Source organism: Alistipes senegalensis JC50, from assembly GCF_025145645.1.
GTDB lineage: Bacteria > Bacteroidota > Bacteroidia > Bacteroidales > Rikenellaceae > Alistipes > Alistipes senegalensis.
In genome coordinates this window covers 2,431,899-2,446,080 of the sequence record NZ_CP102252.1, presented here as the reverse complement: position 1 = coordinate 2,446,080, position 14,182 = coordinate 2,431,899, and the positions used below count along the sequence as shown (strand labels likewise).

Genomic DNA, 14,182 nt, shown 5'->3' with positions numbered 1-14,182 from the left:
GATGCCGATCCGAACTGAAAATGCAATATGTATGAAAACAATGGAATCTTTACTTTTACCGGGTCATGTACGAATTGCAGGTGCGATTGCGGCGGCATTTCTGTTCGCCGCCTGCTCGAAAGATCCGGCAGCGGAGGGCGCTCTCCGGGGCGGATATCTGCGCTTCGAGGTCACCGAAGCGAATTCTTCCCGCACCCGATCGCAGAGCCGGACCGCCGAAGACAGTCTGCAAACGAAAGAGTCTGCCGCCGTTTTTACGTTGCAGGGCGAAACTCCCGCCGACACTCTGTTCCTGCACGCCTCGGTCGCCGACGGAATCGCCGCACCGCAGCCGAATGCCCAAACCGACCGGCCGCAGACCCGTGCCACACCCATCGAGACGGCCAATTTCTACGACTCGTTCGGCGTCTTGGCTTCGGTTTATACGGGCTCGTGGAGCGAAACCGCGTGTCTGCCGGATTATATGTACAACGTCGAGGTGACGAAGGCATCGTCGTGGACGACCTCTTACCATTGGCCGGGCAGCGGGCGCAATATCCGCTTCTTCGCCTACGCACCCTATAACGGGACGGGTATTTCCCTTTCGAGCGCGACGAAGGCCGGCACTCCGTCGATTGCCTATACGGTCCCGAAAGCCGTCGGCGCCCAGCGGGATCTGCTCGTCGCCGCCACCTCCGGAATAGCCGGCAATACCGCTGCGGCCGCTCCGTTGACTTTCGCCCACGCGCTCACGGCCATACGCTTTACCACGGGCGATGATATGCTGGCCGGACGCATTACGAAAATCACGCTCAAAGGCGTCTACGGCTCGGGCTCGTATACGATGGGTTCCGATTCGTGGGGCGATTACGGCGCTACGGCAGACTTTTCGCAGACACTTACGGCGGATGTGGACGGGTCTGCCGATCAGGTGATCACGCCCGTTGCGGCGACCTTTATGATGCTGCCCCAGACGTTGCCGTCGGGCGCCTCGATCGAGGTCGTCTATACGGACAATCTGACTTCGACACAACGGACCCTAACCGCCTCTATCGCAGGCAGCCTGTGGCCGATAGGCAAGACCGTCACTTACCGGATTTCCACCTCGAGTATCTCCATGACTCCGACTTTCTCCGTGACGCCGCCTTCCGCGTTCACCTATGCCGGAGGCAACCAAAATTATTCGGTCACCAGCTGTGCTGCCGTTTCCCGTTCGGGCGACGCCTCGCAAACCGTGCCGGTGGCATGGACTGCCGAGTTCGTCGAGGACGACGGTGCGGGCGGTTACAACGTGATCTCCCGGCCCGACTGGCTTACCGCTTTCACCGCGAGCGGCGCCGGCAGTATATCGGATTCGTCGTTTTCGGCTGCGGTCGCGGCCCAGACAGCCGTTACCTCCAACCCGCATAACGAGACATTGCGGAAAGCAGAGCCCGTGTCGGGTATCTACGACCTCTCGACAAAGGGCGGGACGACGGCGATGAATACGGCCAACTGCTATGTCATCAACGCCCCCGGAAAATACTCACTCCCGCTGGTCTATGGCAATGCTGTCAAGAACGGAAGTACGAACGCTTCGGCCTACACTTCGCAGGCCAGCGGAACGTACGTATTGAAGACCTTCGTAAATCACCTCGATGCGCCTATCACCGACCCGTACATCTACAACAATGCGAATTGTACGCCGAACAACGCCATCCTCGTATGGCAGGATGAGGAAAATCTGGTGACAAACGTCGCACTCGCACCCGACGGACATAGCCTGACCTTCGAGGTGGGGAGCGCGACGATCAAACAGGGCAACGCCATCGTGGCCGTGCGCGACGCGAGCAACCGCATCATGTGGAGCTGGCATATCTGGGTGACGGACTTCGTGCCCGGTCTTCCGCCGACCGTGACATCGCATTACAATCCGGCAGAGGTGCAGCGCGACAAGGTCGTGACGAACTATCAGGGCGTGAAATATACCTTCATGGGAGTCTTCCTCGGCTGGTGCGACTTCGAGACCACGACCTATGCCGCCCGCAGCGTCAAGGTGCGTTTCACGCAGGCGGAAACCGGGGCTACGCAGGTCATAACGATCGCCCAGAATGCACGAGAGATGGAGAAGACCGGCAACAATCCCTATTTCCAGTTCGGACGTAAGGACCCGATGCTGGGCGGTATTTGTACCGATTCCGAGGCCGATCTTTATAAGAGCTGTTATTCCGACAGCGGTTATGCGTTCGACAAGTCGGGCACGGGCAAAGTCTCGATCGGCACGTCCATCCGGAATCCGCACGTATTCTATAATTACGGCGGCTCTTTGCCCGAAGACTGGTGCTCGGCGTCCTACAACAACCTTTGGAGCGCCGACAATACCGTGACGACGAAGAACGACAACGTCGTTGTCAAGACCATCTACGATCCTTCGCCAGCCGGCTATCGTTTGCCGCCTTCGAACGTCTGCTCGGGGGTGACGTACAACGCCGCCAACCCCGGTGATTACGAGTTCGCCAAATACAACTCGCCCCATACTTCCACCGACGATTTCTACAAAAACTATGGTTGGGAGTTGTATTGCAACAAGATGCCGGGTATCGGCAACTACGACACCTCGGGCGGTGTGATCTTCTTTCCGGCCATGGGCGGTATCGTTTACAGGTCGGGCGATATGCTTTACGTATACGCCTACGGCGGCTGCTGGACGGCCATCCCGCAAACGACGGGTTATGTCCATTCCTGTCTTGGTATTGAAGCGGTGGATGTCGCCGCATTAGCCTTCACTCCTCGTGCCGGAGCCGACCCGGTGCGCCCCGTTCGGGAGTAGTTTTTCTGCGGGGATGGGTACGGAATCGGCATGGGGAGCCGTCTCCCGATGCACGATAACGGCAGAACAGCCCGCATTGAACGAGAATACATTCGTAAAGGCCGTATCCGCCGAAAGCGGGCGGCCTTTTTTCACAGATGCAGTTAAAGCGACAGAAATCACCTCGCAGGCATCGCACTCAGCCCCGGTGCAGAGGCCGGTGCGGCCGGCGACACCGGCCGATCGCTCCCCGGAGGGCAGCGGCGGCATACACCGGACGGGCGAAAGGCAGGCTGCCTGCTTTTCGATAAACGCACCCCGGAGTTCCCCAAGTCTGCGGGGCGCGTCCGTACTGCCTGCGGGAGTTTTCCGGCGGGAGGCGTCACGGGCTTCGCCGACGCGGCTCCTTTCGGAATCATTCGGATGTCCACCGAAAATTTGCAGCAATGGCCGGAAAACGAAACGAGAGGAGGCCCGTCGGGCGTCCTCTCGTTCATTATGAGGCGGTCGGCGAACCGGCAGCCGGAAGGTCGCCGAAGCGGAATCACTCGCCGACCGAGAATTTATAGATGCAGCGGCTCTCGTACTTCTCCCCGGGACGCAATACGGCCGAAGGCCATTCGGGCTTGTTCGGCGTATCGGGATATTTCTGAGTCTCCAGGCAGACGGCCGACCGGAATCCGTAAACGGCCCCCTTCTTTCCCTTGACGCTTCCGTCGAGGAAATTGCCGCAGTAGACCTGAATGCCGGGCTCGGTGGTGTAGACATCCAGCCGGATGCCCGTGGCGGGCGACTCCAGCGAAGCGCACGCCTCGGCGATGTCGCCCCGGGTGTTCAGCACCCAGTTGTGGTCGATGCCGTGGCCGTTGCGAAGCTGCTCGAAATCCCGGTCGATGCGTTCGCCGACGGGCGTCGGGGTCCGGAAATCCATCGGAGTGCCCTCCACCGGGGCGATCTCGCCGGTGGTCATGAAGGTCGAATCGACCGGCGTATAGCTGTCGGCGTTCACCGTCAGCAGCCATTCCGAATTGTCCTTCGCGGGGTCCCCGTCGAGGTTGAAATAGGAGTGGTTGGTCATGTTCACGACCGTGGTCTTGTCCGTCTCGGCGGCATAGCGGATGTCGATGGCGTTATCGTCGGTCAGCGTCATGGTCACCCGGCACTCGAAATTCCCCGGGAAACCCTCTTCGCCGTCCTTCGACGCATAGGTCAGCTCCAGTTCGCGGTCGCTCTTCTGCACGGCGTCGAAAACCCGGTACTGGAATCCCCGGGGGCCTCCGTGCAGGCAATGGCCGTAGTTGTTCTGCGGCAGCTGGTATTCGGTGCCGTCCAGCGTGATCCGCCCCTGGGCGATGCGGTTCGCATAGCGGCCGATCGTGGCCCCGAAATCGCTCGGAATCGTCTGATAGTCGGCGACCTTGTCGAATCCGAGCACGACATCGCGCATCACGCCGTCGCGGCCGGGAACCATCACCGACACGATGCGTCCGCCGAAGTTGGTGACGCACACCTCCATGCCGTTGTCATTCTTCAGGACGAAGAGGTCGGTTTTCTTTCCGTCCGCCTCGCTTTGGAAATCGCTCCGGTTCAGGCCGGAGAGCGTCGGCCCGTCCTGCGGACCGCCCGCGCATGCGGCAGTCAGGGCCGCACACAGCAAAATAAGAGATTTTTTCATTGTTTTTCAGATATTCGTTTATCGTTCTGCAATCAGTCTTTCTTCAGCGCCTTGTCTCCGGGATTACGGCCGAAGATGGCACGAATCCGCTCCGTGTCGAATTTCGGCGTGCGGTCGTAATAATAGACGCCGTTCTGCTCCTGCTCCACGTCGGTCAGCTGGGTGTAGCAATAGCCCCAGACCTGGTCCGCCAGCTCCAAAACGGCGCCGATCTGCCCTTCGAGCCGTTGCAGGAACTCCGCTTCGCTCTTCGGCGGCTTGCCGTAGCCCCACGATTCGGTCTGCGACTCGCGGTCCTGGTCCTTCGCCCACTTGATGCCGCCGACCTCGTCGATCAGGAACGGCATCTTCCCGTCGTAAACCGGAAACTCGTAGCGGTCGTTCTGCCGCAGGCCGTTGAAGCCGATGTTGGCCGGAGCGACCCCGACGGACCGCAGCGGCGTCTGGAAAAACACACCGTCCTTGTAGATGATCTCCTTGAGCCGGGCCGGGTCCTGCTCGTAGTTGTGCACGGTCCAGATGTCGGTTTTGATATGGACGCCGCCGCTGGCGTCGTTCACCGGACGGGTCGGGTCCAGCGCCTTGGTCAGGTCGTAGAGGTCCGCCGTAAAGCGGGGATACTGCACCCGGTCGGGCCACCACTCCTCGTTCATCGGCGTCCAGATCAGCAGCGAGGGGTGGTTCCGGTCGCGGAGCACCAGTTCCGACCATTCGGTCAGGAAGTTGCGGGCCGTCTCGATGCCGTTGGCATCCATGCCCCAGCTGGGCGCCTCGCCCCAGGTGATGTAGCCCAGCCGGTCGGCCCAATAGTGGAAACGCTCCTCGAAAGCCTTCTGATGCAGACGCGCACCGTTGAACCCGGCGGCCATCGAAAGTTCGATGTCGCGCTTCAGCGCCGCGTCGGAAGGAGCCGTCCAGATGCCGTCGGGATAGAATCCCTGATCGAGCACCAGCCGCTGGTAATAGGGTTCGTTGTTCAGGTAGATCCGGTTCCCCTCGATGTGGACCTTGCGCATGCCCGCATAGGAGTTCACCTCGTCGAGCACCTCCCCTTTCGCATTCACGATCCGGTAGGTGATGTCGTAGAGAAACGGCGACTCCGGCGACCAGAGTTTCGGACGTTTGACGGGAAGCACGGCGACCGAACTGTTCGCGGCCCTCACCGCCGCGGTGGCCACGACCTTGCCGCCCTCCTTCACCGCGATATGCAGCGTGTTGCCGCTTTCCGACCGGAAGCGGGGCGTGATGACCAGCTGCCCCTGGTCGATGTCCGTCACCACGTGCGCCGAGAGCAGCCCCGCAGGGTCCACGGCCTCCATCCACACCGTCTGCCAGATGCCCGTGGTGCGGGTGTAGTTGCAGCCGTAGGAGGCGTATTGCAGATTCTGTTTGCCGGCGCCCTGCGTCGTCGAGCGCACGTCGCTCGTGGCTCTCACGACCAGATGGTGGCTCTTTCCGGGCGTGACCAGACGGGTCAGATCGACGCTGAACGACGAACTGCCCCCGATATGGCGGGCGGCGAAAACGCCATCGACATAGACCTCCGCATTGTAGTAGACGGCCCCGAAATTCAGCAGAATGTCCTTTCCGCGCCACGCTTCGGGCACCGCCACCTCGCGGTGGTACCAGATGCAGTTGATGAAATCGGTGTACCCGACGCCCGAGAGGGAGCTCTCGGGACAGAACGGCACCGTGATCCGGCCCTCGAAAGCGGTCGCCTTCTCCAATCCCCGTTCCAATCCCGACCCGGAGAAGTCGAACGTATAGTCCCACACCCCGTTGAGATTCATCCACGCCGTCCGTTCGAACTGCGGCCGCGGGTACTCCCCGCGGGGAATATCCGAAGCATTCGCCTGAAACACCGCTCCGGCGAGAAACAGCGCCGCGGTCAAAAATTCCGTTATCTTCATATCCGTTTCACATGTGTCGTACTGGCTCCCGGGCGGGGAGCGTTCCATTCAGGTTGTAAAATTAAACGGTTTATCGCATTGTCATCATCGTTATTCCGTCAAAAAATAGCATTTTTTGCTCAACTGATAGAACGTTTTGCCTAATCGGGGAAAAATGCGCATCTTTGCACTCCGAAAAACAAGCTCTGAAAATGTTCTGCTCCGAAGATACCCGTATCGAAACGCTCGCCGTGCATGTCGTCGGCAACAAATCGAAAGACGAACCGCTGATGATTTCGCCCGACATCTCCCCGCAGGTCGCCGACGAAGGGCTGATGCGCACGCTGACGGCCTATTTTCTCGGCGGATTCAAGTCCGAGGAGTGCTACAACCTCTACCACGAGACCGACCTCGCGTGCAACGAGGTCTGGAACTTCGCCTGCCGGATTTTCGACGACCCGGCGACGTTCTACGAACACTCGGTGAGCCTGGCGAAACACCTCTACGAAAGCGGCCTGCACCCACAGATCAAGAGCGGCGAATTCTACGCGGTCTACTTCTCCGACTGCCGCTTCGGGGGCGAGCCGACCGACGCGCTGGGGCTCTTCAAGTCGGAGACGCGCGACACGTTCCTCGATGTCGCCCACGAGGCCGAAGGGGTCCGCATCGCGGCCCGCGAAGGCATCGACATCAAGCGGCTGGACAAGGGGGCCGTCATCTTCAACGTGGAGCGCGAGGCGGGCTTCGCGGTCCACATCGTCGATAACACCAACCGCACCGAGGCCCGCTACTGGATCGACGACTTCCTGCGCGTGCGCCAGCGTCGGGACGACTACCACAACACGCACAACGCCCTGGCGATGTGCAAGAAGTACGTCACGAAGCATCTTTCGAAGGAGTTCGACGTTTCGAAGGCCGACCAGGCGGAGATGCTCAACGACACGATCAGCTATTTCCAGGAGCGGGACAGCTTCTCGCTCGACGAGTTTTCGGAGCAGGTGATCCGCCAGCCGGAGGTCGCCGAGAGCTTCGCGCGCTTCAAACAGGAGTACGAGCAGGAGCGCGACATCCGCATCGAGGACGAGTTCGGCATTTCGGATTCGGCCGTGAAGAAGCAGGCGCGGTCGTACAAGAGCGTCATCAAGCTCGACCGCAATTTCCACATCTACGTCCACGGCAACCGCGGTCTGCTGGAGCAGGGCGAGGACGAGAAGGGCAAGTTCTACAAGGTCTATTACGAGGAGGAGCAGTAGGGCTGCCCGAGCATGCCGCCCAGCACCAGCCCGAACAGCACGAGGAACAGCACCCATTGGCACAGCCGGAGGTAATAGCGTCCTCCGGCTTTTTCACAGGCCAGCGACACCAGCCAGAAAATCCCCCAGCCGCCGAAGAGCAGCAGCAGAAAGAGTTCGAACCAGAAGCTGCGGGGCAGCACTCCGAGCCCGGACAGCACGAGGAATCCGGCGGCCAGCAAGAGGTCCACGGAGATCATCTGCATCCCGCAGCGGCCCATCATCCACGCCTCGCAGGCCCGGGGAGGGGCTGTCGCCGCATCGGGACGCGCCGCCGAATAGAGGCGGTTGCCCGAAAACAGATGCACGGAAAAGGCGGCGGCGAGCAGCGCTCCGGCCGCGAGAAACCAGCCGTTCATCGCTATCCCATTTTGCGGTAAATCCGGTCGGGCATATGCCGGAGCAGCCACGCGACGATCCGCCAGCGGCGCGTGACGACCGCCACGGAACGGCGTCCCCGCACGGCCCGCAGCAGCTGGTCCGCCACCCTATCGACGGGCATCACCCAGAACAGCCCCTCGCCCTTGGCCATCGCGGTCGCCGCGAGTCCCGGGCGAATGTCGGTCACGAAGATCGGCAGCCGGGATTTGGCGGCCCGCTGCCGAAGCCCCTCGGCATAATTCATCTGATAGGCTTTCGAGGCGTTGTAGGCCGGGGCCCCTCCCCCGCCTCGCAGGCCGCCGACCGAGGTGACGACGACCAGGTGTCCGCCGCCCTGCCGCTCGAAAAGGCGGTAGGCCCAACCGACCGCAGCCGTCCAGCCCACGACATTGGTGCGGATGGCCGGCTCCTCCAGCACATAGTCCAGCCCGGGGTTCAGCTCGCCCGCCCCGGCGCTCACCACGCACAGATCCACACCGCCCAGCTCCCCGGCGAGGGCATCCAGCGCGGCGCACGAGGCCGCCGGATCGGTGACATCGGCCTCGGCGCAGCAGAAGGCCCCGGGATCGGCGGCGGCCAGTTCATCCAGCAACTCCCCGCGCCGTCCGGTCACACCTACGCGGTATCCGGCGGCGGCGAGGCGTTCGGCCACCGCGCGGCCGATGCCGGAGGTGGCCCCTATGACAATCGCTCGTTTCATAGGGGCAAAGTTAGCGTCTGGAAACGGGAAAAAGATTGACCGAAATCAAGAAATCAGCGAATCCGGCCGCGGATGCGGCTCAGGGTCTCGGGACGCACGCCCAGGTAGGAGGCCAGTTCGCGCAGGGAGACCATTTGCAGCAGGTCGGGACACCGCTCCAGCAACGCTTCGTAACGCTGCTGCGGCGACGCGGCATAGCGCTCCAGCAGCCGTTCGTAGACCTCGGCCAGCATGTGTTCGGCCATCGTGCGGCCCAGCCGTTCGTGCGCGGCGTCGGTGCGGTAGAAGGCTTCGAGCCGCCCGCCCGTGACGACCAGCGCCGCGGCGCCGCACATCGCCTCGATCGTCACCTGCGAGGGGGCATCGACGCACATCGAGATATAGTCGCCGACGAACTCCCCGGCGAAGGCATAGCCGACGACATGCTCCCCGCCCGCGGCATCGGCATGCAGATAGCGGAACGCCCCCTGCACGACGAGCCCCGCACGATGGCTGCGCCCGCCCTGAGCGGCGAGACGCTCGCCGCGCTCGAAGCGGCGTTCGGTTCCCTCCGCGCGGAGGAACTCCGCCAGCGGGGAGAACTCCGCCTGGGTGATATGCCGGTTGAAATTCATGCCGTAAAGATACCCAAATTCGCCCGATCCGCGCAAACGCTCCCCGCATTTTTCGCCCCGGCCGCACGCTGCACCCGGACCCCATAGACGCAGCGAGCGAAAAAAACGCTATCTTTGTCCGCAGGGCCCGCCGCAGGGTCCGCCCGAAGCGTATGGAAGCGATCACCGAATTTCTCATCGACTGGGGCTATTGGGGCCTCTTCCTCTCGGCGTTCATCGCCGGGAGCGTCCTGCCGTTCAGCTCCGAAGCGGTGATGGTGGTGCTCGTCAGCATGGGCCTCGACCCCGCGGGGTGCATCGCCGCGGCCGCGCTGGGCAACACCCTCGGCGGCATGACCTGCTACTGGATCGGCACGCTGGGCCGGACCGAGTGGATCACCCGGCTGGGGGTCTCGACGCGCCAGCTGGCCCGGGCGCGGAAATTCCTCTCCGGACGCGGGGCGCTGATGGCCTTCTTCGCCTTCCTGCCCACCATCGGCGAGGCCATCGCCATCGTGCTGGGGCTGATGCGCAGCAACGTGTGGCTGACGGCCGCCGCGATGCTCGCGGGCAAAACCGCGCGTTACATCGTCGTACTGGCGACCTTCCGGGGCGCCCTAACCCTTTTCTGACATGGAAATCCGCAAAACCGAAACCCCTTCGCGGGAACTCCTGACGCTGGCCGACGAGGTGGAAGCCTCGGTGGCCGACTACATCGGCCGCGGGACGTGCTACGCCGCCTGCGACGGCGACCGGATCGTCGGTCAGTACGTGCTGATCCACACGCGGCCCTTCACGGCCGAGATCGTGAACATCGCCGTCGCGCCCGACCGCCAGCGGCAGGGCATCGCCACGGCCCTGCTGGCCCACGCCGTCGAGACGGCCCGCCGGGCGGGGTTCCGCCTGCTCGAAATCGGTACGGGCGACTCGGGATTCGGGCAAATCGCCCTCTACGAACGCTGCGGCTTCGTCCGCTGCGGCATCGACGAAGACTATTTCCGCAAACACAGCCCCGTCCCGATCTTCGAAAACGGCGTCGAGTGCCGCCACATGGTGCGCCTGCGCATGGAGCTCGTCTGACAGGACCTGCCGGCAGGGACAAAAAACGTGCGGAAGGAACCCGGCCCGGCAAACAAACAGTGACGCCTCATTTTGCTTTGTCCGGAAATCCTATGAAGAATCCCCAAACAACCGGACCGGGTTACATTCCTTCCGCACAAGTCATGTACCCGGTCCGCTCTCACAGCGGCGCCCCGCAGGACGACCCTCCTATAAAAAGCAAGGACGCAGGTACAACCTGCCAACGGTCGGCCTCGCGAGCCTTACACGGTGAGTTGCCCTTACGCCCAAGCCTGTCCCCTGCCCGAACGGGTAGGGACAAGACTCAGGTTTCAGACAAATTTCACACCATGTTATAAACCTGCTACTAAATGTAGCAGTCGCGAGTTTACCGTTGGCGCAAAGGTTTGTCTTAACCTCTAATCATATATTCTATTGCAAAGATAGCGCAAGCCGAATGCAGAGCCGGGCAAGCCCGAGCTATGCTGAGGCGCAGCCTATCTAAGCCAAAGTTTATCTTTGGCAAAGATAGTCAAATAATCCGACTAACCAAAAAATCCGACCCCCTTTCGGAGGCCGGACCCACTAAAAATAACTATGACAAAATCTTCCGTCTATGCGTTGGCCAGCGGCGAAGCCTGCGTATAGGCGCGGGCGGCCAGCTCCTTGTCGAGCATGTAGAGCCCGAACTTGTTGCCCTCGACGGCCTCGCAGGCCGTAATCATGTCGCGTGCCGACGCCTCCTCCTCGACCTGCTCGTCGATGAACCAGACGAGCATGTTCGACGAAGCGTAATCCTTGTCCTCGGCGGCGATGGCGGCCAGATTGCCGATCATGGCCGTAACCTTTTTCTCGTGTTCGAGCGTGTCGCGGAACATCTCCAGCGGCGAAGCCCATTCGGTGCGCACAGCCTCGATCGGAAGCAGTTTCACTTCGGCGTCGCGCGAGAGGATGTAGTTCATAAAGATCCGCGCGTGGTCCTGCTCCTCCCGGAACTGCACGTAGAACCAGTTGGCAACGCCTTTCAGCCCCTTGGCCTCGGCGTCCATCGACATCGAAAGATAAAGATAGGCCGACCAAAGCTCGGCATTGATCTGAGCGTTCATCGCTTCGTGTAATTTCTTGCTTAACATAACTGTATTGCTTTAAGTTTGCGTTTTGTTCGTGACACAAATATACAATAGTTTTTTGTGATTTGTACAAAAATATCCATCATATTATTTTATACGGTAATAGGCGGACATTATAAATATGAATAAGACGGCGCCCGGATACGAATCCGGGCGCCGTCGGTGGTTTTCAGCAGGATGCGGATCAGTCATCGACCTCGATCAGGCGGAACTTCATGTCGAATTTCAGGTCGAGGCCGTTGTCGAGCGCCACCTCGTAGCCGCGCTTGTCGCGGTCGATCGAGACGATCTTGCGGCCTGCGAAATCCTTGGCCACACGGTCGCGGATCTGCTGCGGAACGATGGCCGCGGGCACCTCGCCGTACTTGCAATCGACATCCGTCCACTGTCCGTTCTTGGCGAACTCGACCTTCGAACCGTTGACAAAGACCACCTTGTAGTCCTTGTCGAACATCTCCTCATCGACCTTGACGTAAGAGACCTCGACGCCCGCGAAGTGGGTCTTGATGAACTGCTGCGAAACGGCCGGGAGTTCGGCGACGGTGATGATGCGGTCGTTGCCGGCGAAAGCGGCGACAGAGGAGACCATGAGGGCCAGAGAAGCGAAGATAATCGTGAGCTTTTTCATAATCGTTTTTTGTTTTTACAGGTTTAATCGGATTTTCTACTGCAAAGTTGCGGCCTGAAACTGAAACGAATCTGAAAAAATCGGGAAAAAGCGAAAAAAACGGAAAAATCACGCCGGGAAATCCACCGTGAAGCAATGCCGCCCGTCCGCATGGGAGTAAGCGATCTTCAGCCCGTAGAGGCGGCACACGGCATCGACCACGGCGAGGCCCAGCCCCGTCGAACCCTCCTTCTTCGCGCCCTGGTAGAAGCGGTCGAAGATATGCCCGGCGTCGAGCGGACCGCCCGCGCCGCTGTTCGCAACCGTGAGCCTGCGGGACGCCACCGTGACGACGATCTCCCCGCCGGCGTCGCCGTGGACGAACGCATTCTTCACGAGGTTCGCCACCACGCTCCCGGCCAGCGAGGGGTTCATGCGCACCGTCAGCGGCCCTTCGTCGGCCAGCGTGAAGCGCATGTTGCGGTAGGCGTAGATCTCCTCCATATCCTCGGCCGTGCGGCGCACCAGCGCATTCATATCGACCGCCTCGGTTTCGGGGAACTGCCCGTTGTCGATCTTCGACAGCAGCAGCAGCGAGCGGTTGAGCCGCACGAGATAATCCAGCGTCCGCTGCACCTTGGCAATCTCGCCCAACTGCTCCTCCGTGAGCGTCGGCGCATCATCGACCAGCATTTCGAGCCGGTTGCGGCAGACCGCCAGCGGGGTCTGCATCTCGTGCGAGGCGTTGCCGATGAACTGCTTCTGCCGTTCGAAGGTCTCCTCGGCGCGCTCGGCATAGCGGCGCGCGGCGTCGTTCAGACGCCGGAACTCCGTGACGGAGGTTTCGACGGCCAGCGGCGGGTTCTGCGCCCCCACGGTATAGCCGTCCAGCCACCGCAGCAGGGCGTAGAGGGGCCGCATCGTGCGGTAGAGCACGACGACCGTGACCAGCAGGATCATCCCCAGCAGGAAGAGGTAGAGAGAGACGATCCAGCCGAGAATCGCCTCCCGGAGATCCTCCTTCTCGATCGTGGGCGTCATCACCGTCAGCTCGTACCACCTCCCGGCGCGGTCGTGGAACACCTTGCGCAGCACGCGCGCCGGCTCCTCGTCGTCCCGCTCGGGAATGAAGATCTCTTCGTCGGAATAGCGTTCGCGCGGCTGTGCGGCGGCGTATTCGGCCGACACCTCGTTGAGAAAATAGGCGTTGTTGCCCTCGGAAGCCGGCGCCGGAAGCTCCCGCCCCGCCAGCACCCGCGTCAGAATCACTTCGGCGCGGGCTTCGAGGGCGTCGTCCATCTCGTCGTTGATCTCGTCGATCATCGTGACGTAGAACAGCACGGCCCACGCCGCCAGCAACAGCGACAGGGCCCACGCGAGGTGCAGCAGAATGCGACAGACGAGTTTCATGGCCGTATGAGTTTATAGCCGAAGCCGTAGACGGCGCGTATCTCGATGTCGGCGCCCGCGTCGTGGAGCTTGCGCCGCAGGTTCTTCATCTGCGCGTAGACGAAATCGAAATTGTCGGCCTGGTCGATGTGGTCGCCCCACACCCCCTCGGCCAAAGCGGTCTTATCGACCGTGTGGTTGGGGCGGGACATGAAGTAGTGGAGGATGTCGTACTCCTTGCGCAGCAGCTCCACTTCGCGGCCCGCCACCTCGACGCGGCGGCTGTCGGGCCACAGACGCACGTTTCCGGCATCGAGGCTCTCGTGCCCGTCGCGCTGATGGCGCCGCAGGACGCTGCGGATGCGGGCGCTGAGTTCGGCCAGGTGGAACGGCTTGGGCAGATAGTCGTCGGCCCCGAGTTCCAATCCTTCGATCTTGTCGTCCAGCGAGTCGCGGGCCGAGATGATGATGACCCCGGCCCGGCTGCGGCGCTGTTTCAGCTCCCCGAGCAGCCGCAGTCCGCTGCCGCCGGGCAGCATGATGTCCAGCAGGATGCAGTCGTAGTCGTATGCGGCGATCTTGTCGAGGGCCGCGGCATAGTCGGCGGCCTGCTCGACGACGTATTGTTCCCGGACCAGCGTCCGGACCATGATCTCCCGCAGGGAGGGTTCGTCTTCGACAATCAGTATTTTCATAATCT

General features: G+C 61.5%; 13 protein-coding genes. 4 read left to right on the top strand and 9 right to left on the bottom strand.

Translation table 11 applies throughout. The features are described from left to right. Positions 1 to 31: 31 nt before the first annotated feature. Positions 32 to 2,788 carry a fimbrillin family protein gene (locus tag NQ519_RS09585; protein ID WP_026076660.1) on the top strand — a complete coding sequence of 919 codons (2,757 nt, stop codon included), beginning with the start codon at positions 32 to 34 and terminating at the stop codon, positions 2,786 to 2,788. A gap of 523 nt (positions 2,789 to 3,311) precedes the next feature. Here the strand turns inward: NQ519_RS09585 and NQ519_RS09580 are convergent. After that, positions 3,312 to 4,442 carry an aldose epimerase family protein gene (locus tag NQ519_RS09580; protein ID WP_019151373.1) on the bottom strand — a complete coding sequence of 377 codons (1,131 nt, stop codon included), beginning with the start codon at positions 4,440 to 4,442 and terminating at the stop codon, positions 3,312 to 3,314. A 32-nt stretch (positions 4,443 to 4,474) separates the two neighbouring features. Continuing rightward, positions 4,475 to 6,352 carry a glycoside hydrolase family 2 protein gene (locus tag NQ519_RS09575; RefSeq protein ID WP_026076661.1) on the bottom strand — a complete coding sequence of 626 codons (1,878 nt, stop codon included), beginning with the start codon at positions 6,350 to 6,352 and terminating at the stop codon, positions 4,475 to 4,477. Positions 6,353 to 6,543: 191 nt separating this feature from the next. Here NQ519_RS09575 and NQ519_RS09570 point away from each other — a divergent pair, with 191 nt between their 5' ends. Then, on the top strand, positions 6,544 to 7,584 hold the full coding sequence (locus tag NQ519_RS09570; RefSeq protein ID WP_019151375.1) for a nucleoid-associated protein: 1,041 nt from the start codon (positions 6,544 to 6,546) through the stop codon (positions 7,582 to 7,584). Here NQ519_RS09570 and NQ519_RS09565 read toward each other — a convergent pair. The 3 genes from NQ519_RS09565 to NQ519_RS09555 are packed head-to-tail and all read right to left on the bottom strand — an operon-like array spanning position 7,566 to position 9,318. Next, the gene (locus NQ519_RS09565; protein ID WP_019151376.1) at positions 7,566 to 7,982 is read right to left on the bottom strand and encodes a hypothetical protein; all 417 of its coding nucleotides are present in this window, start codon (positions 7,980 to 7,982) and stop codon (positions 7,566 to 7,568) included. The genes NQ519_RS09570 and NQ519_RS09565 overlap by 19 nt on opposite strands. A 2-nt stretch (positions 7,983 to 7,984) precedes the next feature. After that, positions 7,985 to 8,704: an SDR family NAD(P)-dependent oxidoreductase gene (locus NQ519_RS09560; protein ID WP_019151377.1), complete on the bottom strand. Its 720-nt coding sequence runs from the start codon at positions 8,702 to 8,704 to the stop codon at positions 7,985 to 7,987. A 53-nt stretch (positions 8,705 to 8,757) separates the two neighbouring features. Further along, positions 8,758 to 9,318: a Crp/Fnr family transcriptional regulator gene (locus NQ519_RS09555; protein WP_019151378.1), complete on the bottom strand. Its 561-nt coding sequence runs from the start codon at positions 9,316 to 9,318 to the stop codon at positions 8,758 to 8,760. A 152-nt stretch (positions 9,319 to 9,470) separates the two neighbouring features. Between NQ519_RS09555 and NQ519_RS09550 the strand changes: the two genes are divergently transcribed. Both NQ519_RS09550 and NQ519_RS09545 read left to right on the top strand, forming a co-directional pair. Continuing rightward, positions 9,471 to 9,929, top strand: coding sequence for a YqaA family protein (locus NQ519_RS09550; protein WP_019151379.1), 459 nt, complete (start codon positions 9,471 to 9,473; stop codon positions 9,927 to 9,929). A gap of 1 nt (position 9,930) precedes the next feature. Next, a complete protein-coding gene (locus tag NQ519_RS09545) occupies positions 9,931 to 10,377 on the top strand; it encodes a GNAT family N-acetyltransferase (protein WP_019151380.1) in 447 nt (148 codons plus the stop codon). Positions 10,378 to 10,970: 593 nt separating this feature from the next. Here NQ519_RS09545 and NQ519_RS09540 read toward each other — a convergent pair. The 4 genes from NQ519_RS09540 to NQ519_RS09525 form a co-directional block, all read right to left on the bottom strand. After that, positions 10,971 to 11,462, bottom strand: coding sequence for a ferritin (locus NQ519_RS09540; RefSeq protein WP_019151381.1), 492 nt, complete (start codon positions 11,460 to 11,462; stop codon positions 10,971 to 10,973). A gap of 208 nt (positions 11,463 to 11,670) precedes the next feature. Then, complete coding sequence (locus NQ519_RS09535; protein WP_019151382.1) at positions 11,671 to 12,114, bottom strand: PepSY-like domain-containing protein; 444 nt, start codon at positions 12,112 to 12,114, stop codon at positions 11,671 to 11,673. Positions 12,115 to 12,222: 108 nt separating this feature from the next. After that, on the bottom strand, positions 12,223 to 13,503 hold the full coding sequence (locus tag NQ519_RS09530; RefSeq protein ID WP_019151383.1) for a sensor histidine kinase: 1,281 nt from the start codon (positions 13,501 to 13,503) through the stop codon (positions 12,223 to 12,225). Further along, positions 13,500 to 14,177, bottom strand: coding sequence for a response regulator transcription factor (locus NQ519_RS09525; RefSeq protein WP_019151384.1), 678 nt, complete (start codon positions 14,175 to 14,177; stop codon positions 13,500 to 13,502). Before NQ519_RS09525 ends, NQ519_RS09530 begins: the two co-directional genes overlap by 4 nt. Positions 14,178 to 14,182: the final 5 nt, after the last annotated feature.

Excerpts from the sequence above, each read along its gene's own strand:
- NQ519_RS09580 (WP_019151373.1), bottom strand. The coding sequence starts at position 4,442 with ATGAAAAAATCTCTTATTTTGCTGTGTGCGGCCCTGACTGCCGCATGC.
- NQ519_RS09540 (WP_019151381.1), bottom strand. The coding sequence starts at position 11,462 with ATGAACGCTCAGATCAATGCCGAGCTTTGGTCGGCCTATCTTTATCTT.
- NQ519_RS09575 (WP_026076661.1), bottom strand. The coding sequence starts at position 6,352 with ATGAAGATAACGGAATTTTTGACCGCGGCGCTGTTTCTCGCCGGAGCG.
- NQ519_RS09555 (WP_019151378.1), bottom strand. The coding sequence starts at position 9,318 with ATGAATTTCAACCGGCATATCACCCAGGCGGAGTTCTCCCCGCTGGCG.
- NQ519_RS09535 (WP_019151382.1), bottom strand. The coding sequence starts at position 12,114 with ATGAAAAAGCTCACGATTATCTTCGCTTCTCTGGCCCTCATGGTCTCC.
- NQ519_RS09560 (WP_019151377.1), bottom strand. The coding sequence starts at position 8,704 with ATGAAACGAGCGATTGTCATAGGGGCCACCTCCGGCATCGGCCGCGCG.
- NQ519_RS09545 (WP_019151380.1), top strand. The coding sequence starts at position 9,931 with ATGGAAATCCGCAAAACCGAAACCCCTTCGCGGGAACTCCTGACGCTG.
- NQ519_RS09565 (WP_019151376.1), bottom strand. The coding sequence starts at position 7,982 with ATGAACGGCTGGTTTCTCGCGGCCGGAGCGCTGCTCGCCGCCGCCTTT.
- NQ519_RS09525 (WP_019151384.1), bottom strand. The coding sequence starts at position 14,177 with ATGAAAATACTGATTGTCGAAGACGAACCCTCCCTGCGGGAGATCATG.
- NQ519_RS09550 (WP_019151379.1), top strand. The coding sequence starts at position 9,471 with ATGGAAGCGATCACCGAATTTCTCATCGACTGGGGCTATTGGGGCCTC.
- NQ519_RS09570 (WP_019151375.1), top strand. The coding sequence starts at position 6,544 with ATGTTCTGCTCCGAAGATACCCGTATCGAAACGCTCGCCGTGCATGTC.
- NQ519_RS09530 (WP_019151383.1), bottom strand. The coding sequence starts at position 13,503 with ATGAAACTCGTCTGTCGCATTCTGCTGCACCTCGCGTGGGCCCTGTCG.
- NQ519_RS09585 (WP_026076660.1), top strand. The coding sequence starts at position 32 with ATGAAAACAATGGAATCTTTACTTTTACCGGGTCATGTACGAATTGCA.